The organism is Nitrosomonas supralitoralis (assembly GCF_003011925.2).
GTDB lineage: Bacteria > Pseudomonadota > Gammaproteobacteria > Burkholderiales > Nitrosomonadaceae > Nitrosomonas > Nitrosomonas supralitoralis.
In genome coordinates this window covers 89,336-111,347 of sequence record NZ_PXXU01000006.1, presented here as the reverse complement: position 1 = coordinate 111,347, position 22,012 = coordinate 89,336, and the positions used below count along the sequence as shown (strand labels likewise).

The window sequence follows — 22,012 nt, the reverse complement described above, 5'->3', positions numbered from 1 at the left end:
GGAATACTGCCAATCTTAAAGACTCTCTATAATCAGCAGCTGTAACCACAAGCTTAACTTGGTTATACCGCTCAATTTATCAGCTTTAATTTTAAAATCCAACAAGTTTATTTCTCGACGCACATCAAAACAAATACTTTATGTTAAGTCACTAGTGTCCCGTTAACTTAAAGTTGATATCATGTTAACAAATTGATTTAAAAAGAAAAATAAATGCCTAAATTCACCTGGGACATGAAAATTGTTTCTTTAGTAGTTTCAATGATTTAATCCCCTTAAACGGGACAGCAGTGATGTTAAGTATATTGAAGATGTCTCGAGGGTATGTCGTCAAAGCAATTCGGACAGAAGGCTCCCGGAATGAGGAGATGGCTTAGCTCATCCGGCACACTATGAAGTTAACTTTGGCGATATCTACAGAATAACTGATGGCCTCAGAAGGATGCGTCGATGATGATATAGCGCTATTAATGGGTTGATGCCACTTCATATCACTAATCAATTAACCTCACAGCCCTCTTATTGATTCTGTACGGTAGCGCACAGAATTGCCGTTGAATCGACATTATAATTAATTAACTGAAATAAATTTTAGAACTAAGTAAGGAAAATCCGATGCAAAAATTCAGACTTTTATCAGCAATCATAGTTCTGATCGGGATATCAGGGTGTATAACGTTTGGCTCAGGTAAATCAGGCCCAGAAGGGCCGCAAGGGCCGCAAGGTGAACCTGGCGCGAAAGAGACAATTATTGTCGTGCCTCCTGCAAAATAATATTTGATTGGCTATATTGGCGTTAGTTATTGGTGGTCATGTAACCTATTCAATTTGTGTAAAATACCAATTTTTGGTTTTTACTCTAAAAATCTGTTTATAAATGATAATTAGTGTTTATCTACAGCGACCAACAACTAACGCGAACATAGCCATTTAATTTATTGATAAACCTTTTACCACGAATGAAGTTTGTCATACATTTCAAGATCGCCCGTCAAGCTGCTTGGGCTTGATTAACTAATACTACTAATACTACTAATACTAGCAGAGCTTAATTCTACTTTCAGCTGTACAGTTGCAGGAGACCACTTCACATGTGCATTCAAACAGTATCTGCTTAGAATAATAGTACCAACGTTCACTTTCCCCATTCTTCATAGTGTTTTGCATAATCCGTTGTACCGGGCAAATAAGCCCGGCACAACGTTTCAGACTTGGTTAATGGTATCAACTTTTTACTTCCACTCTTTTACTGATCCGAGTTTCCGTCATCATTCTCATCTTCTAATAACTGACCCCGAATCACGCCTGCCGGGAAAGCTGTACTATGCACATTCGCGTAGATTTTTCCTGCACGCATTGCGAAAGCCAGAGAAGCAATGTTATTGAGCGGCACGCCACATGCTTCAATAGCTTCAGGCGTTTCAGGCGTTATTATATTTCTGTTATCAAGGGTACCTTCAACAGATCCTTCACCCACATCCACTGGCGGATCTACGGGACCAAAAAGAAAGGCCACGATTGTTCCGCTCACACCCGCAGATGCACAGTGAAAATGCGCCTGTGTTATTCCTGTGCCGTTGCGCACCGTGATACGAAACTGCGCTCTGGTTAACGCCGAATCAAATTCAACCTCAATTGTGCCGGTAGCACCAGTTACTACTCCACCTGCTGGAGTGGTAACTTCTTGCGCGCCGCTTAGGTCTGCTCCGAATTTCAAATCATTTGCAGCATATACGACACTTAGTCCAATCAACAAAGTTATAAACAAAGAGAGCTTAATATACAGTTTCTTCATGCTATATTCTCCTAATAAAGTAGCCATCTTTCATTAGTTATATTTCTAATTCAAAAATCAAGATGACGTACTGGTCCAAAATCAAGATTCCTTTTGCTTGTGAAGAACAACACCAAACGTCGTTGTGTGCATCTCGTTGGGTGCATTGATAGTATGCTGAATTCAAGCGCCAACCGCAACAGTTAATTAAGATGTTAATTTAATAAGTTACATTTCATGAAAACACTCATCGCGAACTCCTGATGATAATTGAAAAAGACGGCTTATTGGCTTCGGGTTGTTGTATTTAAGTAGTGCCAGGCATTCCATTCCAAAATGGAAGAAAGCTATAAAACATGCAACCAGCCACCGGCAGATAACTTAGCAGAGTAACTCAACATAGATAACGAATGCGGATTGTTATTGATTGTGACCCTATAGATCAGTCACGTTTGTGATTTGAGCAATGACAAGAAATTTTGGTAAAGAACTGCTTAATATTTCTATTGGAATCAGAAATGATAATGAGCCCCCACCCCAATATATTCCACGTTGTTTTTAAGAAACTGACCACTTGGGGAATTTCCGTTAAAGTATTCCAAAAGTATCTGAAGATTTCTACCGAGCACTTGCAAATTATCGAATTGAACTCCCGCCCTGGCTGAGACGTCTGTGCCCCAGTTATTTTCTTGAAAATTCTTGAAGTCAACCGCAACAACAGGACGTATCGGCGCAAATTCCATACGCCATGGGCTTCGAAATTCAATGCCATATTGCGTCATCCATACTTTGAGTGAAGATGGTTCTTTATGGAATAAGCCACCACCTCCACCATATAAGCGTATTCCATAGGGAAATTCATAGGACAATCTAAGATCCGCACCTTCATAGCTTAGGTTTATACGTTCAAATGTAGAATTTACTTTGCTCAGTAAAAACTCATCACCTAAATGTGAACTCTGATGATAAATTCGACCAAATGCTGAAAATTGCTTTGCACGCACACTTGAATATGCCGAGGCAATAAAATCTGTATTAATGAGATCAGATGATGAAGCGCCTAAATTGAAATCACTAAAAACCGCAGCCTGGAGCCCTGCTTCCCATTGAACAAGCGAACGTCCGAAATTCCCGCGGTAAAACGGTATTGTTTCGCCAAAGCTAACTGCACCGATGTTTCTTCCCTCAAAATTATCATTTAAGAAATGGCGATAGGAAGCTGAAAAATGTGCCCACCGAGGATCCGCCAATAATGGTTTGAATAAATGACCACTAGGCAATAAACCGGTTGGAAATAATGTGGGATCAGTTTTCGTTATCGCTACAGTTTGATCTGCGGATTGCTGGATGGGTTGTGAGGGAGCGGTCGCTATTGGAACCTTGGTAATAGCTTTCTCTATTCTAACCTCATTAACTCCCGCAATTTCCGATAACATCTGCACAACATGTGACTGATCAGGAATATTTAAACTATCTTGCGGTAAAATGATGACACCATTTTGCACAATGAGAGTTGGTATGTCCAAATTCAGTTTATACCGTAACATACTGGTTGCATAACCAGCAATATAGGCATCATTCGGAAGAGTTGCTTGTGCTACGGCTGCATTTGACAACATGAGCCCAAGCACACCGATAATTCGCAAACAAATCATTATTGTACCTTACTCAGCCAAAACGACTTTGACGATCAGATTGTTTTCTACAGATCTCACATCCTTCTGAGCAGAAGCCACTTCTGCTGCTCTGTCAACAAGTTCCTGAGAATCAACCATGCCGCTCAGTTGCACTATGCCATTAACTGTGGTTACTTTAATGTCAGATACCTCAAGCAATGGATCATTCAATATTGCTGCCTGAACATCTAAGGTAATAACCGAATCATCAAGATATTGAATACTTTCTTCGGATTTATCGGTTAATGATTTTCTCACTTCGTTTATTTCTTTACCTATCTTTTGTTCAGCGTTCTCAATTGAACGATCTAATTTCTGTCCCATTTTTTCAGCCGGCCCCTCTTGCTGACAGCCCGTCAAGCCAAGCACAACGAATACTACAGTAACCATTAGAACGCTCTTTATTGAGATGTTTTGCTTATCTTTATTAGTAATTTTCATAAGTTCTCCTTGAATTTGTATTTTTACTACGAAGACATTTTCTCAATTAAAAATCAGAAGCATTGACAAAACCTTCCGCTCTCAACTTTAACGAATCGATTAAGGATGATCTGTTCGTTATCGCACATAAGCATCAGCAATATTCATTAAGCCTTAGCAGAACTTTTGACTGGAATGGTTATATTGATTAAGTTCTACTCACGTCGAGGTAGCACGTGTCAATGTGCTTCAAAACACCAGACTTGATTGTTTTATTAAAGGTGGAGAACGACTGCGGACACGGCTGGGCATCTAGATAATTAATAATCAGCATATTGCGGAAGCGATTCAATTTCGTAGACTGGGTAAGCTCTGGGCTTCTTATCTTATGAGTTATCCAGCACAATAGCCATTTTAATGATGAGCGCGACAAATAGTAGAAACAAGGGTGGTTTTGAATGACCTGCGTTACGCAGGCACTGAAATCACCTTGAACAGCTTCCTTCGTTCAGCAAATCCAGACAACGATTAAGCTCAAAAATAACCTCGTGATTTGACCACATGATTCTTATCAGATGTTTCTTTGTCATCATTGCCAGCTCTTCCATGCCAAATTAATGACTTTTTAATTTGTATGTTACTTGCAAGTCTAGTATTGTGAAACATAGCAGCAAAGAGGAAAGAGATTCTTGAAGTAGATAATGAAATGCGGTTATATGACATTCCCGTCTTGGTCATGATTTCGGCACTGCGCTCAATCATATTTGATGATCGTTTTTGTAGTAATGACATCGCCTTCAGCTAGACCAGGTCCACAATTTGCAATAAGGTATTCTTCGATTTGTGGGTGTAATGACAAGACCTATGGTGCGCAGGTGAAATGGCCTTGATAGGCATATTCAGCGATCAACCAGAATACAAACCAGCGGGACATAAGGAAAGTTATAAAATTGAGGCCATCAAATGCCCAGAAGACCAAACTTGCATTGATGATTCTGCAAACAATTGTTTGATATCGTTTCTGCGAACATAGGCGTGAAATGATCGCCAGTAAGCGTAAAAATAGTTGCCACAAGAGACAATTGCTGGATTATCCCTGATTCTGCTGGACTCTTAAGGAAGGCGCCATGAAACCATCGGCTATGATTCTCATGGGTATCTCGATACTCATTCATAAAAATACTACGGCAATGTCACAGGAACCTTTCAATTTAAGAAATATGACTTGCTACGTTAGTTCAGCCGACACGAATGACTGCACAGGGATACCGACGCTTCACTCTGGAAAGCTGATCATTTCGAAAAATGGCACTTTTAAGCTAAAGGCTCGCTATGAGGGATGCTTTATGGTTGAGAATATAACAAAATCAGGAAAATTTGAGGCATCCTATTCTATAGGAACTATAAGCCTAGAACTCTTGGCTACCATGACAAAAGAATCGAAAGGTGCGATATCGGATTTTCCGAGGACGCTAGGGTTTGCAAATTTAAATTACCATAGGCTGGATGGATACTTTGTTGATTTTTCTGCTGTGATCCATGGGCGCGGGCGTCATAACGGAAATATATCCAATTCGAAACTGCAGTGCGAGGTGACTGAATAACGAAGGAAGAGGATGCTATTTATTATTAATTAACGGACTTTTCAAAAGTTGCAGAGGCTAACACAGTAAAAATTTTTTTTATACAAAGGGCAGATAAATTTTCATTATCCAAAATAAGGAGTTCACAACATGGCAAATTATAAAGAGACCTTTGAAAGTTGCGAAATTGAGATAAAAAATGATATCCACCTGCTTATAAAGGGGAAGGTAATTGATTACCAACATGATCGAGTAAAGAACAAGTTTTCTTCAAAATATCTGCCCTACACTCAATATGATTCATTATTGGAACTGGCTCGAGCAATCGTCCAACATACTGTCGAGTTTTCCCATGTAAAAGAGTAATTCAAACAGACTGAGAGAAGGAGGAAATTCTCATGGCTATCAGAAAAGATGCAAATACGCTGACTGCTGCCGAACATACAGAATTCGTTACCGCCATTCAGGCTTTAAAAACAGAAGGCATCTATGATCAATTTGTTCTCAGGCACGCAAACGCTATTATGAGTGCAATTCATCGATGTCCTGCCTTCCTGCCTTGGCACCGTCGCTTTATTTTTGATCTCGAGTTAGAACTTCAGCGCGTCTCTGGCAATTCAAATCTCGGAATACCCTACTGGAATTGGCCATCGGGAGGAGCCAATGCCTCCATGTGGAATGACGACTTGCTCGGGGGAAATGGAGATGCTAGTGGAGTTGTCCGGAATGGACCATTCCGCACTGGACAATGGACAATCGTCAATTCCAGCGGATTGCCGGCGGGCCCTCTTATGCGAGCTTTTGGTCAAAACGGACTACCAACCTTACCCACTCAAACTGAAATCGATCAAGTCATGGCTGTCACGCCTTATGATATGCCTTCATGGAACATAAACAGCAATCCAAGCTTCCGTAATCAAGTAGAAGGCTGGATCGGCCCTAATCTTCACAATCGTGGACATGTCTGGGTCGGTGTTTCTATGCTGCCGATGACCTCTCCGAATGATCCGGTGTTCTTTATGCATCATTGTATGGTGGACAAGATTTGGCATGAATGGCAAATACGCTTCCCGAATCAAGGCTACCTTCCAGCCAACGGCGGTCCTTTCGGACAGAATTTGACCGATCCAATGAATAACACACCTTCAGGACCGATCGGATCGCGACCTATCGATGTGCTAAATAGTATCGCTTTAGGCATCGAATATGATGACACTGTCATCCAGCCTCAACCACCCATACCGCTGATTGTTGTTGGAGCTAATCCAACCCAGGCTGATATTGGAACAGCGGGAGAAACTGATGTTTTCCGGTTCGAAATCCCATCTTTCGGCCCTTATACCATATACACCACTGGGCCATCCGATACCTTCATGACGCTCTTCGGTCCTAATGATCCGAATATCGAAGTAGCTTCAGACGATGATGCAGGCGAAAATTTTAATTCACAAATCACGCGAAATCTTTCAGCAGGCACTTACTATTTGCGTATTCGGCTTTACAGTTCGAGCGCAACAGGAAATTATGCAGTTGCCGTTCGATCCGATGATGCTGGCCCCGGCCCCACTCCAATCCCTATCCCCGAGCTCGTTGTGGATGGCGCAAGTATCAGTGCGGCTATTTCCGCAGCAAACGAAAGTGATGTGTACCGATTTAATATAATCACTAGCGATACCTATACTATTCAGACGAATGGACCGACAGATACCTTTATGAGTTTGCATGGGCCGAATAGTCAGATACCGGAAATTGCCAGCAATGACGATGCGGGAGTTTCCTTCAATGCCCTGATCCGTCGTCAGCTCGCACCTGGTGAATATTTCGTTCGCGTCAGACACTATTCGCCTATCGGGACAGGCCCCTATACCATCCGCATAACTCGAGGTTGATACAAAGTTGATAGGTAGGGATATTGAAAGTCTGAATCGCAATAAAATCACAACTCAAGACAAACAGATTTTCTCTGTTTGTCTTGAGTCATAAAAATGGGAGGAATCTGACTCGAGCATTTTTTTCGCCAACGCGAACGATTGCGGCATTATCGGACATTAAGATAATCAACAATCAGCTTATCGCGAAAACAATTGAGTATCGCAGACTGAATGAACATTTGGCTTTATAACCTGGACTCCCTATCAAATAAACTAACAACGCCTCGGCATCTTGTTTTTAGTAATTTATATTATCTTTTAGTGCAAATTTACAATCCATCATAGGCTGCTGATTTTAGTTAAAAAAATGACACCGACAGGCATCAGTGTGTTGGAAGGTTCTGAGGAAACTTTCAATTTCAATCGTGTTTGACCTTTTACTTCATCTGACTTAACTTTACTGCTCATAACAGGAAGTGGCACTCTCTACACGTTTGATCTTTTCGGAGAAATGAAATGCACTGGCTGAGTATAAAACCGTTGCTTTTTTCTGCGCTGTGTCTTTACGGCGTATTAGCCCATGCCAGCGATCCCCTTATTGCACCCGAGGCTGCCAGTGGCTTTAGCGCGATCAAGTCAGCCAATTACAACAAAGCAATGGCCGTAACTGCCAATCCACACGCAAGCCGCGCTGCTGCAAGAATTTTGCGCCAGGGTGGCTCTGCGGTTGATGCCGCCATTGCTGCGCAATTGGTACTTGGTCTTGTCGAACCACAGTCCTCGGGAATTGGCGGTGGCGCATTTATGCTGCATTGGCAAGCGAAGAGCGGCGAACTGGTCGTCTGGGATGGTCGGGAAACCGCGCCTGCGACAGTGTCAGAGACTCATTACTCGAATGCCGATGGCCAGCCAATGGATTTTTTTAGTGCAGTTATTGGCGGCCACTCGGTAGGCGTACCCGGCGTAATGGCGATGTTGGAAGCAAGTCACAAGGAGCATGGCAAGCTGCCATGGGCAAATTTATTCAGACCCGCTATTGCGCTAGCCGAGCAGGGTTTTGCCATTTCCGAACGGTTGCACATTTTGCTAAACCGCATGCCCAGAGTAGCAGTGAATCCGCAAATCCGAGATTATTTTTACAGCCAGACTGAAACAGGTTGGCAACCCAAGACCAAAGGGAGTCTGCTGAAAAATCCGGCCTACGCACAAACGCTTAGACGCCTTGCCATCCTTGGCGTCTCTGATTTTTATCGTGGAGAATTGGCCGAACAAATCGTCCAGGCTGTAAAGAGTGATCCCAACCGTGCAGGTCGTCTCAACCTCTCTGATATGGCGGCATATCAGCCAGAAAAGCGCAAAGCAATCTGTGGGCAGTTCCGAATTTACCAAATTTGCGGCGTTCCACCTCCATCTTCCGGTGGCACCACGGTGCTGGCGATTCTTAGCTTATTGGAAAATTACGAAATGCGTTATGGCAAGCGTGTCGACTGGCAACATGGCTTTATTGAGGCTTCCAAGCTGGCATTTGCTGATCGAAATGCTTATATGGGAGATCCTGCTTTTGTCAGCGTACCCACTCAAGGTATGATAGACCACGATTATCTTCGCCAGCGTGCAATGTTGATCAGCAATAGTTCAGTAATTGACAAAGTGAATGCAGGCTTACCGCCAGGCGCCGAACCTCGCCTTAGTAGCAACTCGCCTGAACTTCCTTCCACCACTCACTTGAGCATTGTCGATACCGAGGGTAATGTGGTGAGTATGACCAGTAGTATTGAAAATGCATTTGGTTCGCGAATCATGGTCGGCGGCTTTATATTGAACAATCAGCTTACTGATTTCTCTTTTACGCCCAAGGATATCGATGGTGCCCTGGTCGCCAATCGGATTCAGCCTGGTAAGCGCCCGCGCTCATCGATGGCGCCAACCATTGTTTTTAAAGACGACAAAGCGCTATTGGCGATTGGCAGTCCCGGCGGGGCAAGGATTATCAACTATGTTGCCGGTAGTCTTTATCGCATTCTGGCCAAGGAATTACCTGTTGCTGAGGCCATTGCCGATGGACATATTGTTGCCATGGGATACGACGTGGAACTGGAGCGCGGTCACGTTGACGAGCCAACTCTGGCACGACTGAGCGAACGTGGCCATCGCATTAAGCTAAAGGATCAAACCAGCGGTTTGCACGTGATTCGCATCGACACAAAAACCGGACTCGAAGGTGGCGCCGATCCTCGCCGCGAGGGCGAAATTAGCGGCTTATAATTAACTACTGACAACAAAAAATCAGGCTCGATTTTTATACAAAGATAAGTTTCACCATATCATGGGCAAGCAAGTCAGATAGATAAATATGGCTCGACCTCTCCAATTTGACGTGTCTCAGTAACTGCTGCAAAACATCGTATAGGTAATAGCATGTTGTTTGAATGTCGAGTCCCTGATAGGATGGTTAAGAAAATCAGAATTGTCAATAATAATGCATGCATGTTAGAAACAGGGCAGATTCTTCAACAGATCGAAAACTATCGTGAGGATCAGTTCAACCGACGATAAGCGGTCTAGAAAAACTAGAGCAAAGAATATAAATCGAATCTAACCACAATGTTCGGATGTTCTGTGCGTGTCATCGGAGAGATTAATTATGAGTAAAGTACTGGATGTGATTATCGTTGGAGCCGGTAGCGCAGGATTATCCGCGTTGCGAGAGGTGCGAAAAAGCACTCAGAACTTTGTGATTATCAATGACGGGCCCTGGGGTACTATATGCGCCCGGGTCGGTTGCATGCCATCCAAAGCGTTGATTGAGGCTGCCAATGCCTTTCAACGTCGCAATACCTTTGAAGAATTCGGAATTCGTGGCTCTGGTCAGCTCACAATTGATGTTCCTGCTGTCTTACAGCGAGTGCGGCGGTTACGCGATGATTTTGTTGCCAGCACGATCAAAACAACAGAAGAACTGGGAAAGCGTGCGATTTCTGGGCGTGCGCGCCTGCTTGCCCCAGATAGATTGGAAGTCAATGGTGAGGAGTTACGTGCGCACAAAATCATAATTGCTACCGGATCGCACCCGATTGTCCCAGCGTCGTGGAATTCATTGGGTAGTCGGCTGCTCACAACAGATACCTTGTTTGAACAGAAAACTTTGCCCGCTCGTATGGCAGTAGTGGGAATGGGCTCTATCGGTACCGAGATGGCCCAGGCGCTTTCTCGTCTTGGGATCAAGGTAGTAGCATTTGGTGGAAATCAAATCGCTGGATTAACAGATCCGCAGGTCGTTGCAGTGGCGTCAGATCTGTTAGGAAGAGAATTTCCTCTGCATCTGGGAAAGAAGGCCGAGTTGCAACTCGTACAAAAGAACGTGCAGGTACGTGCCGGAAACAACGAAGTGATGGTTGATTGTGTTCTCGCTGCGTTGGGTCGCCGCCCTAATATCGATAATCTGGGCTTCGAAACACTGGGAATTCCACTTGATCAACATGGCATGCCACCGGTAAATCCAAGTACCCTGCAAGTGGCCGATCTGCCGGTATTTCTGGCCGGCGACGCTAACGACCAAGTGCCACTGCTGCATGAAGCTGCCGATGAAGGATACATTGCTGGACTTAATGCCATGCGCTCTGATCCCCTTTGCTTTACACGCCGGGCATCACTGTCCATCATATTTACTGATCCGATCATTGCAATCGTAGGTAGTCGCTTTCAGGAACTCGACCCTGCCAAGACTCTGACTGGAGAAGTACATTTTGACCGCCAGGGACGCGCTCGCGTCGGTCAGCGAAACAAGGGCATTCAGCGTCTTTATGCCGATGCAGAAAGTGGTCGGTTATTGGGCGCGGAAATGTGCGCACCCGCCGGAGACCATATGGCACATCTACTGGCGCTCGCCATCGATCGATCGCTCACGGTTCAGCAGTTATTGCGTTTGCCGTTTTATCATCCGGTTCTGGAAGAAGGCCTGCGCACAGCGCTTCGTGCACTAGCGGCACAACTCCCTGTAGTCAACGCATTCGATCTGTCCATGTGCGGCACCTTTAATTCGGAAGCCCTTGATTAATACTACGGCTTCCGCTGTTGTCGTCGCAACATGGCATAGCAATCTCGGGTGCATAGGCAAGATGAGCAATCTTAGCTTCCTCAATCACAATACCTGCAACTTCGACATGCTGTTGAATTGATTCACGCAACAACGCTGCAATGTATCAAAATCAGTACGCAAACTTTTGCGCAACCCTTATCCTTCAGTATTGTCGTATGCATGAATTCTGGCTACTTGACAAACTGTCGATTCGCTTTGAACCTGCAAACAATTGAATGTGCTCTCCACATCGAAAATTGCGCGAACCGTATTCTGCACACGCCAAGCGATTACTGCAGCAATTTCAATCAAGTTGCCACGTCATCATTGACTTTGAGAGCAGGGTATTCCAGTTATTGGTCCGAAGCGATACTGGCGTTCGGCTATAAAATGGATAAACCCAGAAGCAACCACTTTCACTGACAGTCCCAGCATACTTGCCGAAGAAAACCATCACCGCAGCTTGATTCGGCTCAAGTATAAATAATCCCTTAGCACAAAAAGCGTTATTACCAGAACAGTACCGCCTGCAAAAAATTTAACCAACAATTATTAACTCATCAGTACCAATTGCATTGCAACTAGATTATTGGTTAAAGACTTTTCTCCTCAGCATTTTTCAAATTAAGTCAAATGATGCAGAAACTTACTCCCAGATTGTTAACGATCCCAATCAGATACAAAATGTAACGGGAAGCTTTATGCTGCAAGCTCGCCTAAATGCGCAGGCGTTGCGAAAGAAATTACAACACATAAAAATGCACTGCACCAATGCTTCGTGATCACTAGTGCAGTGCATCAATTAAGAATCAATTAAAGCTTTGCCACAGAGTATATAACTAAGGCTTCAGCTTCAACATCATGGGTTGCAGGCGTTTGATTGTAGAGGGAGCAATCAGATCTTTTATCTGCAACGATTTTATTACTGATGCCGGAGCACAGTCAGCCACCTCCACTAATTTCACCACGAGTGGATTAAAAGTAACATCTACACCGGTATAGCTACCTGCATCATCACCACTGCGATCGCCACGGAATTTGAACTCCCTGACCGGTCCGTTCGGGCCACCGCCTTGACGATCATCGTTATGATCTGTATCGATATAATGGGCCGTGCTTTCCAGGCTATTGGCAATACTGTCAATGCGCCAGCCTGGCGGCGGCGTATAGTAGACATCAGTGCGCTCACCTTCTGCAGTGGTCCAATCGCTACGTGTTTCCTGAGCTTTCATCCATAGTCGTAAACTAACATGCGTACCTTCGTTACTCCAACGTGCTTTTGCCCATACTTCAGGACCATTCCCGCTAAAATCTTTGTCCCCACGTGTATGGGGTGGCGTAAAGGATAAATAAGTATTACGCGCGTATGTTTCTGGTTTTTCCCGGCACACTGGTGTAGCCGGTTGAATCACGGCGATACTGGAAATAGGACGATCCTGCCATTCCAAGGTCAGACGATCACTGGCGCTGGATACAGGAACCCCATTGGCACCGAGATTGAGCGTCATGTGATAATGAGTCAATCGATCAAGCTTGGAAGAAACATCCAATACACCTGATTTATTGTGTAAAGTTACTTTAATGGGTGTAGTATCAAAATCATATCCGAAAAACTCCAGTTTGTTGCGACGGCTTGTATCCAATGCCATATCTACAGCTGCAGGCACTACATGACATAACGCTGGCTCAACCGGTGGTATCGATTGATGAAGCAGTCGCGCCCGTATTCGCGCCAAAGCCTGACGCACGCGCGAACCGATAAAATCCATATTGCAGCGCAATTCGTTTCCCGTAGCTGCGACGCTGCGATTAAGCAGATCAGAAACCTCATTACGGATTGTGGATTGGGCTTCATCGGTCAGCTTTGTCGTAGTATCTTGCAATACCGATTGCCATGATGCTGAGTTTCGATCCAAAGCATCAATCGCGTTATCTAACGTAGATACGGTATCTCCCGCTACATCACTTACTTTATCTGTTAATTTGTCGATTTTATCTCCGATGCTGCAACCTGCGATCAAAATCGGCATAAACGCAATCAACCAGAGTAATAATTTTGGAACTCTGTTGTCTGTTCGAGGCAATCGTGAGAAAGACGCTGTAGTTATTGTCATGCTATTAATCTCCATATTGATAGTAGAACACTCGGGATTTCCATTACATGAAACAAACAAAAGCCGAGACTTTATTGAGTTAATAAATATAACACTAAGAATTTTAAGAACTGAGTCAATAACGCTGTTCACTAACAGAAAAAGTATCTATCGTTGACACATACAAAATCTGTGGAATATTCTCGACACTAACAAAGAAAGGGATTCATTCTTCTCTGTAAGTATTTACCAACAGGCTTTAGCAAAAACAATTAAAATAATCCTCGCATCTAGCCAACCAATTCGGTCATATCAATATTTTACACTGACTGATGCTGCAAGCCTTTTTCAAAGTTCGTGAAGTAACAACTATGATCTATGATCTATGATAATTGACATCTTGTAACATAGCATCTTACAGTGAATAAACGCGTGACAAATCTCACACGATCTTTCTCAAAAAATTCAAACCCTTTTAGAATAGATGCTTTGGCACATCAAATAAATATAATATGTTAATCTCATGGAAAGATATAATTTATTACTTCTATTAGTTCAATTAAATCCAAATTTGTACGGGACAATGTTAACCGGCAGCTTGTGGCACAGGTTTTGAATTACGCTGAATTCGGGCTATACAGCTTTTTTACCGATAATCAGATCATTTTATTCTATTCACATAAGCAAAACGCCCTTCAATACGCTAAAATATTGATGAAGAGGTCCGTTAATACTTGCTTAATTTATCACATACTAAATCGAGTACACTATCATGTTACGTTTCATTATTATTGGACTGTCTGTTGTATTTTTTAGTTTATCAGCTGTTGTTGCGTTTAAGGCACTAGACATTCCAGCTCACGATGCAGTTTATCGGGGTGACTGGCCGGAAATAATATCCCCCACCCCTGAATCTGCACCTTCGCTCATACCCACACCTGGACCAGTCTCCAGTATGGACGACTTACACTATTCGTCCGAAGCAGCTCTGAATGGTAATAATGTATCTGTTGAGAACGCGGAAAATGCAACCACGCAAGATAAAAATCAATCTACTGCAATAGTTGAACCCACAGCTACAAAAGAACTCACTGCTGCTGCAGAAGAAATAACAGAAGTCATTCCAACTTCAGACACTATAGTGAAACCTCGAACATTAACAATATTTGATGGCAAAACATTCCGTTCCGGACAAGATATTATCCATGACGTCTCCTATGCGACGATTGAAGATTTAATTAAAGAAATTATAGCATCTCCGAACAGCCGTATTCTCATTGAGGGTCACACCGACAATATACCTACTGGAAAGATTAGTAGTGACAATATGGATTTATCTAGACGTCGTGCACGAGCCATCGCAAATATACTGGCTTTACATGGAGTACCCGCCACACGAATGTCTATTATTGGCTATGGTGACAGACGCCCGATAGATACCAATGACACAGCTGAAGGTAGAGCAAAAAACCGTAGAGTCGAAGTAAAACTTATGCCTCAAGAGGGAGCAAACTAATGCATATGTATGCCCAGCACTTTAACCTCAAATTACTTCCATTCGAGAATGTACCAGATCCGTTATTTTTCTATGATCACGGAGATCATGCGCGCATACGTAAGCAAATATCTGGTTCTTTACAAAGCGGCCGTGGACTAATTGTCGTCACAGGGCCGATTGGCTCCGGCAAAACAACATTGAGTCAAATGATAAAAGCCGATTTCCCAGAGAACATCAAATTAATTTGGATGGCAGAACCTCCTGCTAATAGCACTGATCTTTATCTGTTTCTTGCTCAAGAACTGGGACTCCAGCCCACGTCATCTGAAAAAACCTTTGTCATGAGAGATATTCGAAATGCTTTGATGACGATCAATACGGAAGGAAAAAAATGTCTGGTTATCATCGATGAATCCCATCTGATGACTGAAGATGTTATTAATGGTATTCGCCTATTAAATAATCTTGAAGAAGGATCCATCAAGCTTATTCAGTTATTGCTCCTCGGCCAGGAAGAGTTGATGGAGAAGATCAATAAACCAGAAATGATTCCATTCAAACAACGAATTGCCGCACTTGAATCATTAGGAAAACTGACTACCGATGGTGTACTAAAATATATTACGCATCGTATTCAGGTAGCTGGGGGTAATCCAAATCTCATTTCATCCACCGGATGGGAGGCTATCTCAATTGCGTTTAGCGCCGGTGGAACTCCGCGAACCATAAATTCGTTATGTGACAGATCGTTCAATGTTGCCTATGAACGTGACAAATCTTCGATCGATGCAAAAGATGTTTATGAGGCTACGCAACGAATGGGATTGATAACTGATGTATTTCATTACATCATTATGCTCAACAATGAAGAAAGGAAAAAACAGGAATTGCTCGAAGCTGCTGACAACCCGGCCCATGAGACTGTTGCAACTGAGACTGTTCCGCACAACGAACAATCCCCGTCGCCAAGCACAAAGAAGATGCAACCGCAAACTCTCTCAAGCGTAGATGAAGTTCCTGTTATTCCAAGAGCAAAAATAGATGTATCGAACAAATCCTATGATGACATTGCAAATGCGATAAAAGCAAAATATGAACAAAAGAATTTAAAAGCTTCTGTCGCTTTACTACTATCTTCAATTATCACTTTCTTTATCAGCATTTTTTATTTTTGCCACCGCTCTGATTCGGATGGATTACTAGACTGCCTTACAAATTTGTTCGGGCTTTGATTAATATTCCATTGATAATGGATTTAATCTCATTGAATAACCCGCCAATTGGCGGGTTATTCAATGCATATTTTTAGCTCCAGTACTATCAAACCTCGTTTTCTTGAGTCACACCGGTTTTAATTTGAGTGTGAGAAATAGGGTTTATATTCTTTATTTGAAGCAGTATTTATTCGGCACTTTAATTTAGGCTATGTCACAACTGATTGTTGGAAATGGCTTATAGAATCGCATGGTTTATTTATAATCAATTGGTTATGTGGTTTTATGGTAATCAAAAAGTCATTTATTATCAGGGTACTGAAAAAATCAACAGTTAATTATTACATGGCCTTAATTTAAGTTGGCCATTTTTACATGCACGATTTATAATCCACACGCATTAAATATCCTAATTCCAGGATGATCAGTATAAGACTATTAGCTGAGCATTCTTTCTAATATGGTATGAACCCAAATCTGAGTCAATTGCAACCCTATCCGTTCCAAAAATTGCGGCAATTATTTGAGGGAGTAACTCGTAATACTGCATTGAATCCGATTGATCTCCAGATTGGCGAGCCCAAACATGCAACGCCTGATTTTATCCGCCAAGCAATAATCGGCAATCTGGCAGGCTTATCGACATATCCGACTACACTAGGAATACCGGCATTACGCAACAGCATTTCGGCATGGATAGAACGTCGCTTTAATTTGCCCGAAATCAATCCGGATACCGAAATTATTCCTGTCAATGGTAGTCGCGAGGCGTTGTTTTCTTTTGCACAAGCTGTGATTGATCCAAGTGCTGGTCGCCCGGCAGTAATATGCCCCAATCCCTTTTATCAGATTTACGAAGGCGCAGCACTATTAGCTGGTGCAACACCCTATTTTGTTAACACGCTGCCAGAAAATCATTTTAGATTGGATTTTTCACAATTAAGTAATGATGTATGGTCGCGCACGCAGTTGATTTATGTCTGTTCGCCAAATAATCCGACGGGCGGAGTGATGACTCTGGAAGAATGGCGAGAATTGTTTGCTCTGTCAGATCGCTATGGTTTTGTGGTGGCCTCGGATGAGTGTTATTCAGAGATCCATTTTGATGAATCCAACCCACCGTTATGTGCATTGGATGCTGCAAATCAATTGGGTCGCGTGGGCTTTCCTCGCCTGGTGGTGTTCAATAGCTTATCGAAACGCTCGAATGTACCGGGAATGCGCTCCGGTTTTGTGGCCGGAGACGCGGCTATAATGAAAAAATTTCTGTTGTATCGGACATATCATGGCTGTGCCATGAACCCCGCGGCTCAGGCTGCCAGTGCAGCGGCGTGGAATGACGAGGAGCATGTGAGGGAAAATCGCCGTTTGTATGCACAAAAATTCATCGATGCAATGGCGATACTGTCTGATGCAATGGCAGTACAGATGCCTGATGCGGGTTTCTATTTGTGGATTAAAACACCTATCGACGATACCGAATTCACTAGACAGCTGTATCAAGATTATAATGTGACGGTACTGCCAGGCAGTTATCTGGCACGTGATGCACAAGGCAGTAATCCGGGTAAAAATTATGTTCGGATTGCATTGGTAACATCTGCGCAGGAATGTATCGAAGCCATGCAAAGAATTAAAAGCCTCGTGACTCGATTGAATTGAATCGGATTGAATTTAAATTACTAAGGAAAATCATGAGTGAATTGAAAACCATCATTGAAGAAGCTTTTGAACGCCGTGCCGAAATTACGCCGCGTAATGTCGATGCCAGTTTAAAGGAGGCCGTTGCACAAGTTTTGGCGATGCTGGATGATGGCAAGCTACGGGTAGCTGAGAAAATCGATGGCGCTTGGGTAACGCATCAATGGATCAAAAAAGCGGTGTTGCTGTCATTCCGAATCGAAGATAACAGTTTTATTAAAGGTGGATTTTCCAATTATTTTGACAAAGTACCGTCCAAGTTTGCTGATTACAGTTCCAGAGATTTTAGAGATGGCGGTTTTCGTGTAGTCCCGCCCGCAGCGGTGCGCAAAGGTTCGTTCATTGCCAACAATGTTGTACTGATGCCATCTTATGTCAATATTGGTGCGTATGTAGACGATGGTACGATGGTTGATACTTGGGCTACCGTTGGATCGTGTGCGCAAATTGGCAAGAATGTGCATCTGTCGGGTGGTGTTGGTATTGGAGGCGTGTTAGAGCCAGTGCAAGCCAATCCGACCATTATTGAGGATAATTGCTTTATTGGGGCGCGCTCGGAAATTGTGGAAGGCGTAATTGTCGGTGAGAATTCCGTCATCTCTATGGGCGTATATATTGGTCAAAGTACTAAAATTTATAACCGTGAAACTGGCGAAGTAAGTTACGGTCACATTCCGCCTGGATCTGTTGTGGTATCAGGAAACTTGCCGGCTGAAAATGGAAAATACAGTTTGTACTGTGCCGTGATAGTTAAACAAGTAGACGCAAAAACTCGTTCAAAAACAGGAATTAATGAGCTATTACGCGGAATTTGAACAAGATATCCGCATAAGATAAATAAAAAATCCCCGATTACGGGGATTTTTTATTCGATTACTTAATGACCACTTCGTTATCTACTTTCTTCACACCATCCACGATCCAAGCATGCATATTAGAGCGGGTAATCTGATCTTCCTTGCTAGCCGTGCCTGTCAGGGTAACCTGACCGTCTTTAACTTTGATTTCAATGTCCGCACCCTGTAATACAGGGTCTGATTGAATTGCCTGAGTAATCCGTGCGAAAATGGTCGAATCATCGTAAACAGGTCCGGCCGGAGGTTCAACCCAAGATTGATGGGTCTTTTCTGCGTAGTTTCCACAGCCTGTCAAAAAGAAGATGATTATCAGCAGCGCGGCAAAAGTAAAGAATTTAAAAAAAATCTGCATTATTGTGTGTCCTCTGAATATTTGTTCTGTATGTGTATTGTAATTTTTTTTCTACGCTGCTCGCAATCTATTCCCTTTAGCGTACATAGAATCATAACGCTATCGACAGAAAATAGACAAGCTGACAAGCCCAGAAAATATCAACAATAATAATTTCTGAACTCAATCTGAGCCAGTCTCAATCGCAGCTTGGAGTAAGTTGAGCACTTGTGTGCTTAAATTACTGGCTAAGCAGTCAAGCTCATGGATTTTATTGGTGGTTCTCATACTGCGCATCCAGGTCAATTGTCGTTTGGCCAGCTGGCGAGTAGCGACAATTCCCATATCATGTAATTCATCACTGCTGATTTTGTTATCCAAATAAAGACAAGCCTGACGGTAACCGACACAACGCATCGATGGTGATTTTGTACTCAGCAATGAGAATTTTTGACGAATGGATTGAACTTCATCGATTAACCCGACGCTTAACATGTTTCTAAAGCGCTCAGCAATTCGTAAATGCAGTTGGCTGCGCTCACTGGGGATGAGTGCGATGCTGATTTTACGATAGGGAAAATCTGTTGGTTGTGAGGTTTTCAGAATTTCTGACATCGGTTGTTGAGTCAGATAACATACTTCCAGCGCGCGCTGGATGCGCTGACTATCGGTAGGTTTGATACGTGCAGCGATTGTTTGATCCAATTCCGAGAGTTTTTGATGCATAGCTGGCCAACCGAGACTCTTCGCCATATTTTCCAACTCCAAGCGAAGGCCCTGATCTGCTGCCGGTAATACGGATAGTCCTTCCTGTAATGCTCTGAAATAAAGCATCGTGCCACCAACCAGTAGCGGAATCTTATTGCGCGAAGAGATGTCATGCATGACGTTTAAAGCATCATGGCGAAATTGTGCTGCTGAATAACTCTGGTCAGGATTAATGAGATTAATCAGATGATGAGGAATATGGGTCAAAGTTTCTTGCTCGGGCTTGGCGGTTCCAATATCCATGTAGCGGTATACCTGGGCTGAATCCACACTGATGATTTCAACTGGGATTTTTTTGGCAATTTCCAAAGCAATTTGGCTTTTGCCGCTTGCTGTGGGACCCATTAAAAAAATAGCAGTTGGTAAGCAAATCAGATCTTGCATTGCACAGTTTTGATTGAATGAAAATGAGTGAGAATGAAGTGAAATAGAAACAATTGGTTAATTTAGGTAATGAATTTTTGGGAGTTTTATCGTTAAATAGTCGTTGGACAATCAGAAAAACTCGGCTAAACTTTGGCAAATTCAACTTTTGTTAGGATCAAGTCATTGAAAATCTTCGCTGCCGTATTATTTCTGCTCATATTATATAGTTTAGGATCAGCACTGTATTACATGTATAAGGATAAAGGTCATTCAACACGCATGGTAAAATCATTGAGCATACGTATTGGTTTGTCGCTTTTTCTTTTTATCATCATGATGATAGCGACTCGATTGGATATGATGAGCCAGTAGACTTTCTGCCCGGAAGCACTTCAAAGCGTGACTCATGAGCTTGCCAAAGCTGTATAAGGATGTAGTCATCGTTGGAGCAGGTGCTGCGGGCATGATGTGTGCAATTGAAGCAGGGAAGCGAGGCCGCAGTGTGGTACTCGTTGATCATGCGTGTAAATTAGCCGAAAAAATCCGTATTTCGGGCGGTGGTCGTTGTAACTTTACTAATCGGTACGCCACAGCTGAAAATTTCATTTCCGGTAATCCGCATTTTTGTCGTTCCGCATTGGCTCGTTTTTCACCCCAGGATTTTATTGCTCTGGTTGAAAAGCATGGTATTCGCTATCATGAAAAAAAATTAGGTCAGTTATTTTGCAATGATAGTTCACAACAAATTATCGACATGCTTCATAGCGAGTGCACTACAGCGGGGGTAGACTGGCAAATCAACTCAAAAATCAGGGCAGTGGAGTATCTATTGAACGATAAAGAGATACCAGATGTCAAGTCGAATTTTAGAGTGATAACCGAGCGCAATACTTTAGAAACTAAATCTTTGGTTATTGCTTCAGGCGGATTGTCCATTCCACAAATTGGCGCAAGCGCATTCGGTTATCAAATTGCCAATCAGTTTGGCGTTCGCGTAACGTCGTTACGGCCCGGTTTGGTGAGCTTAACTTTTACTGCAGATGAATTTGCTGGTTTTAAAGAAATTTCAGGTACGTCAATAGATGCTGAGGTTAGTTGTAACGGCGCTTCATTCCGTGAGAATGTTTTATTTACCCACCGAGGATTAAGTGGACCCGCCATATTGCAGATATCATCCTATTGGAAGCCAGGAGAATCCCTGCATATCAATTTATTACCGCAACTGAATGTGCAAAATGTATTTCTGAGTTACCGCAAAAGCACCATGCTTCTACCGAATTTGTTAGCCAATTATCTACCTAAACGCTTCGTGCAGACCTGGTGCGCAATCACACTAACCCAGCTAGCTATTGCTGCAAAGCCTATATGTCGCTACTGTGAAAACGAATTACAACTGATTGCAGACAAACTACACAATTGGCAGATTATTCCGAGCGGAACAACAGGTTACAAGAAGGCGGAAGTGACGCTGGGCGGTGTCGACACTCATGATTTGTCATCCAAGACAATGGAATCCGTACATACAAAAGGGTTGTTTTTTATTGGAGAGGTTGTAGATGTTACCGGTCATTTAGGAGGATTTAATTTTCAATGGGCCTGGTCATCGGGTTATGCTGCAGGGCAAGTTGTTTGAATCTTGCTCTCAATGCCGGTTGAAAATAAATAGATTTGACTCGTATTCATAAAATCACCTCATATGTAAAGGTTAATAAAATTGCGTGTTAAATGAATCTCACACTATAAGTGCTTCCATTCACTTAACACGCTTCATTCTGCCGATTT

Annotated in this window: 20 protein-coding genes; 12 read left to right on the top strand and 8 right to left on the bottom strand. The window is 42.9% G+C overall.

All coding sequences use genetic code 11. From position 1 onward, the window contains the following. Positions 1-615 precede the first annotated feature (615 nt). On the top strand, positions 616-774 hold the full coding sequence (locus C7H79_RS17860; protein ID WP_172592341.1) for a hypothetical protein: 159 nt from the start codon (positions 616-618) through the stop codon (positions 772-774). 472 nt (positions 775-1,246) lie between these two features. Here C7H79_RS17860 and C7H79_RS03430 read toward each other — a convergent pair whose 3' ends face one another. The 4 genes from C7H79_RS03430 to C7H79_RS03415 form a co-directional block, all read right to left on the bottom strand. Continuing rightward, complete coding sequence (locus C7H79_RS03430) at positions 1,247-1,795, bottom strand: CHRD domain-containing protein (RefSeq protein WP_172592340.1); 549 nt, start codon at positions 1,793-1,795, stop codon at positions 1,247-1,249. A gap of 491 nt (positions 1,796-2,286) precedes the next feature. Then, the gene (locus tag C7H79_RS03425; protein WP_106705894.1) at positions 2,287-3,429 is read right to left on the bottom strand and encodes a DUF1207 domain-containing protein; all 1,143 of its coding nucleotides are present in this window, start codon (positions 3,427-3,429) and stop codon (positions 2,287-2,289) included. 9 nt (positions 3,430-3,438) lie between these two features. Then, positions 3,439-3,891, bottom strand: coding sequence for a BON domain-containing protein (locus tag C7H79_RS03420; RefSeq protein WP_106705893.1), 453 nt, complete (start codon positions 3,889-3,891; stop codon positions 3,439-3,441). A gap of 513 nt (positions 3,892-4,404) precedes the next feature. After that, positions 4,405-4,662, bottom strand: a complete 258-nt coding sequence (locus C7H79_RS03415; RefSeq protein ID WP_172592339.1) for a hypothetical protein — start codon at positions 4,660-4,662, stop codon at positions 4,405-4,407. A 335-nt stretch (positions 4,663-4,997) separates the two neighbouring features. On the opposite strand from C7H79_RS03415, the gene C7H79_RS03410 reads away from it, so the two are divergent. The 5 genes from C7H79_RS03410 to C7H79_RS03390 all read left to right on the top strand — a co-directional run bounded on the left by C7H79_RS03410 (position 4,998) and on the right by C7H79_RS03390 (position 11,381). After that, the gene (locus C7H79_RS03410) at positions 4,998-5,474 is read left to right on the top strand and encodes a hypothetical protein (protein ID WP_106705891.1); all 477 of its coding nucleotides are present in this window, start codon (positions 4,998-5,000) and stop codon (positions 5,472-5,474) included. A gap of 129 nt (positions 5,475-5,603) precedes the next feature. Next, positions 5,604-5,819 carry a hypothetical protein gene (locus C7H79_RS03405; RefSeq protein ID WP_106705890.1) on the top strand — a complete coding sequence of 72 codons (216 nt, stop codon included), beginning with the start codon at positions 5,604-5,606 and terminating at the stop codon, positions 5,817-5,819. Positions 5,820-5,851: 32 nt separating this feature from the next. Continuing rightward, entirely contained in the window at positions 5,852-7,342 is a 1,491-nt protein-coding gene (locus tag C7H79_RS03400) for a tyrosinase family protein (protein ID WP_106705889.1), read from the top strand. Between the two features lie 498 nt (positions 7,343-7,840). Continuing rightward, on the top strand, positions 7,841-9,589 hold the full coding sequence (gene ggt / locus C7H79_RS03395) for a gamma-glutamyltransferase (protein ID WP_106705888.1): 1,749 nt from the start codon (positions 7,841-7,843) through the stop codon (positions 9,587-9,589). Between the two features lie 379 nt (positions 9,590-9,968). Then, positions 9,969-11,381 carry a dihydrolipoyl dehydrogenase gene (locus C7H79_RS03390; protein ID WP_106705887.1) on the top strand — a complete coding sequence of 471 codons (1,413 nt, stop codon included), beginning with the start codon at positions 9,969-9,971 and terminating at the stop codon, positions 11,379-11,381. On the opposite strand, the gene C7H79_RS17855 is transcribed toward C7H79_RS03390, so the two are convergent. Further along, positions 11,359-11,511 (bottom strand): hypothetical protein, encoded by a 153-nt coding sequence (locus C7H79_RS17855; protein ID WP_172592338.1) that lies wholly within the window; start codon positions 11,509-11,511, stop codon positions 11,359-11,361. The two genes, C7H79_RS03390 and C7H79_RS17855, sit on opposite strands and share 23 nt — an antisense overlap. Before the next feature lie 730 nt (positions 11,512-12,241). Next, a complete protein-coding gene (locus C7H79_RS03385; RefSeq protein ID WP_106705886.1) occupies positions 12,242-13,516 on the bottom strand; it encodes a hypothetical protein in 1,275 nt (424 codons plus the stop codon). A gap of 751 nt (positions 13,517-14,267) precedes the next feature. Between C7H79_RS03385 and C7H79_RS03380 the strand changes: the two genes are divergently transcribed. The 4 genes from C7H79_RS03380 (at position 14,268) to dapD (ending at position 18,723) form a co-directional block, all read left to right on the top strand. Beyond that, on the top strand, positions 14,268-15,011 hold the full coding sequence (locus tag C7H79_RS03380; RefSeq protein WP_106705885.1) for an OmpA family protein: 744 nt from the start codon (positions 14,268-14,270) through the stop codon (positions 15,009-15,011). Continuing rightward, positions 15,011-16,225, top strand: a complete 1,215-nt coding sequence (locus tag C7H79_RS03375; protein WP_106705884.1) for an ExeA family protein — start codon at positions 15,011-15,013, stop codon at positions 16,223-16,225. Before C7H79_RS03380 ends, C7H79_RS03375 begins: the two co-directional genes overlap by 1 nt. A 447-nt stretch (positions 16,226-16,672) precedes the next feature. Continuing rightward, the gene (gene dapC / locus C7H79_RS03370) at positions 16,673-17,869 is read left to right on the top strand and encodes a succinyldiaminopimelate transaminase (RefSeq protein ID WP_106705883.1); all 1,197 of its coding nucleotides are present in this window, start codon (positions 16,673-16,675) and stop codon (positions 17,867-17,869) included. A gap of 32 nt (positions 17,870-17,901) precedes the next feature. Further along, positions 17,902-18,723, top strand: coding sequence for a 2,3,4,5-tetrahydropyridine-2,6-dicarboxylate N-succinyltransferase (gene dapD, locus C7H79_RS03365; protein ID WP_106705882.1), 822 nt, complete (start codon positions 17,902-17,904; stop codon positions 18,721-18,723). Between the two features lie 58 nt (positions 18,724-18,781). Here the strand turns inward: dapD and C7H79_RS03360 are convergent, their stop codons facing one another. Together C7H79_RS03360 and miaA are read right to left on the bottom strand one after the other, a co-directional pair. Then, positions 18,782-19,117 (bottom strand): BON domain-containing protein, encoded by a 336-nt coding sequence (locus C7H79_RS03360; RefSeq protein WP_106705881.1) that lies wholly within the window; start codon positions 19,115-19,117, stop codon positions 18,782-18,784. Positions 19,118-19,279: 162 nt separating this feature from the next. Next, complete coding sequence (gene miaA / locus C7H79_RS03355) at positions 19,280-20,209, bottom strand: tRNA (adenosine(37)-N6)-dimethylallyltransferase MiaA (RefSeq protein WP_242447117.1); 930 nt, start codon at positions 20,207-20,209, stop codon at positions 19,280-19,282. A 171-nt stretch (positions 20,210-20,380) separates the two neighbouring features. Here miaA and C7H79_RS03350 point away from each other — a divergent pair, with 171 nt between their 5' ends. Both C7H79_RS03350 and C7H79_RS03345 read left to right on the top strand, forming a co-directional pair. Then, entirely contained in the window at positions 20,381-20,602 is a 222-nt protein-coding gene (locus C7H79_RS03350; RefSeq protein WP_374057993.1) for a twin transmembrane helix small protein, read from the top strand. A gap of 34 nt (positions 20,603-20,636) precedes the next feature. Then, positions 20,637-21,863, top strand: coding sequence for a BaiN/RdsA family NAD(P)/FAD-dependent oxidoreductase (locus C7H79_RS03345; protein WP_106705878.1), 1,227 nt, complete (start codon positions 20,637-20,639; stop codon positions 21,861-21,863). Positions 21,864-22,012: the final 149 nt, after the last annotated feature.

Bases quoted from the DNA above. Each gene is read 5' to 3' on its own strand.
- C7H79_RS17860 (WP_172592341.1), top strand. From the start codon at position 616: ATGCAAAAATTCAGACTTTTATCAGCAATCATAGTTCTGATCGGGATA.
- C7H79_RS03380 (WP_106705885.1), top strand. From the start codon at position 14,268: ATGTTACGTTTCATTATTATTGGACTGTCTGTTGTATTTTTTAGTTTA.
- C7H79_RS03345 (WP_106705878.1), top strand. From the start codon at position 20,637: ATGAGCTTGCCAAAGCTGTATAAGGATGTAGTCATCGTTGGAGCAGGT.
- miaA (WP_242447117.1), bottom strand. From the start codon at position 20,209: ATGGGTCCCACAGCAAGCGGCAAAAGCCAAATTGCTTTGGAAATTGCC.
- C7H79_RS03420 (WP_106705893.1), bottom strand. From the start codon at position 3,891: ATGAAAATTACTAATAAAGATAAGCAAAACATCTCAATAAAGAGCGTT.
- dapC (WP_106705883.1), top strand. From the start codon at position 16,673: ATGAACCCAAATCTGAGTCAATTGCAACCCTATCCGTTCCAAAAATTG.
- C7H79_RS03360 (WP_106705881.1), bottom strand. From the start codon at position 19,117: ATGCAGATTTTTTTTAAATTCTTTACTTTTGCCGCGCTGCTGATAATC.
- C7H79_RS03405 (WP_106705890.1), top strand. From the start codon at position 5,604: ATGGCAAATTATAAAGAGACCTTTGAAAGTTGCGAAATTGAGATAAAA.
- C7H79_RS03415 (WP_172592339.1), bottom strand. From the start codon at position 4,662: ATGTCATTACTACAAAAACGATCATCAAATATGATTGAGCGCAGTGCC.
- C7H79_RS03390 (WP_106705887.1), top strand. From the start codon at position 9,969: ATGAGTAAAGTACTGGATGTGATTATCGTTGGAGCCGGTAGCGCAGGA.
- C7H79_RS03400 (WP_106705889.1), top strand. From the start codon at position 5,852: ATGGCTATCAGAAAAGATGCAAATACGCTGACTGCTGCCGAACATACA.
- C7H79_RS03410 (WP_106705891.1), top strand. From the start codon at position 4,998: ATGAAACCATCGGCTATGATTCTCATGGGTATCTCGATACTCATTCAT.
- C7H79_RS03430 (WP_172592340.1), bottom strand. From the start codon at position 1,795: ATGAAGAAACTGTATATTAAGCTCTCTTTGTTTATAACTTTGTTGATT.
- C7H79_RS03385 (WP_106705886.1), bottom strand. From the start codon at position 13,516: ATGACAATAACTACAGCGTCTTTCTCACGATTGCCTCGAACAGACAAC.
- dapD (WP_106705882.1), top strand. From the start codon at position 17,902: ATGAGTGAATTGAAAACCATCATTGAAGAAGCTTTTGAACGCCGTGCC.
- C7H79_RS03425 (WP_106705894.1), bottom strand. From the start codon at position 3,429: ATGATTTGTTTGCGAATTATCGGTGTGCTTGGGCTCATGTTGTCAAAT.
- C7H79_RS03375 (WP_106705884.1), top strand. From the start codon at position 15,011: ATGCATATGTATGCCCAGCACTTTAACCTCAAATTACTTCCATTCGAG.
- ggt (WP_106705888.1), top strand. From the start codon at position 7,841: ATGCACTGGCTGAGTATAAAACCGTTGCTTTTTTCTGCGCTGTGTCTT.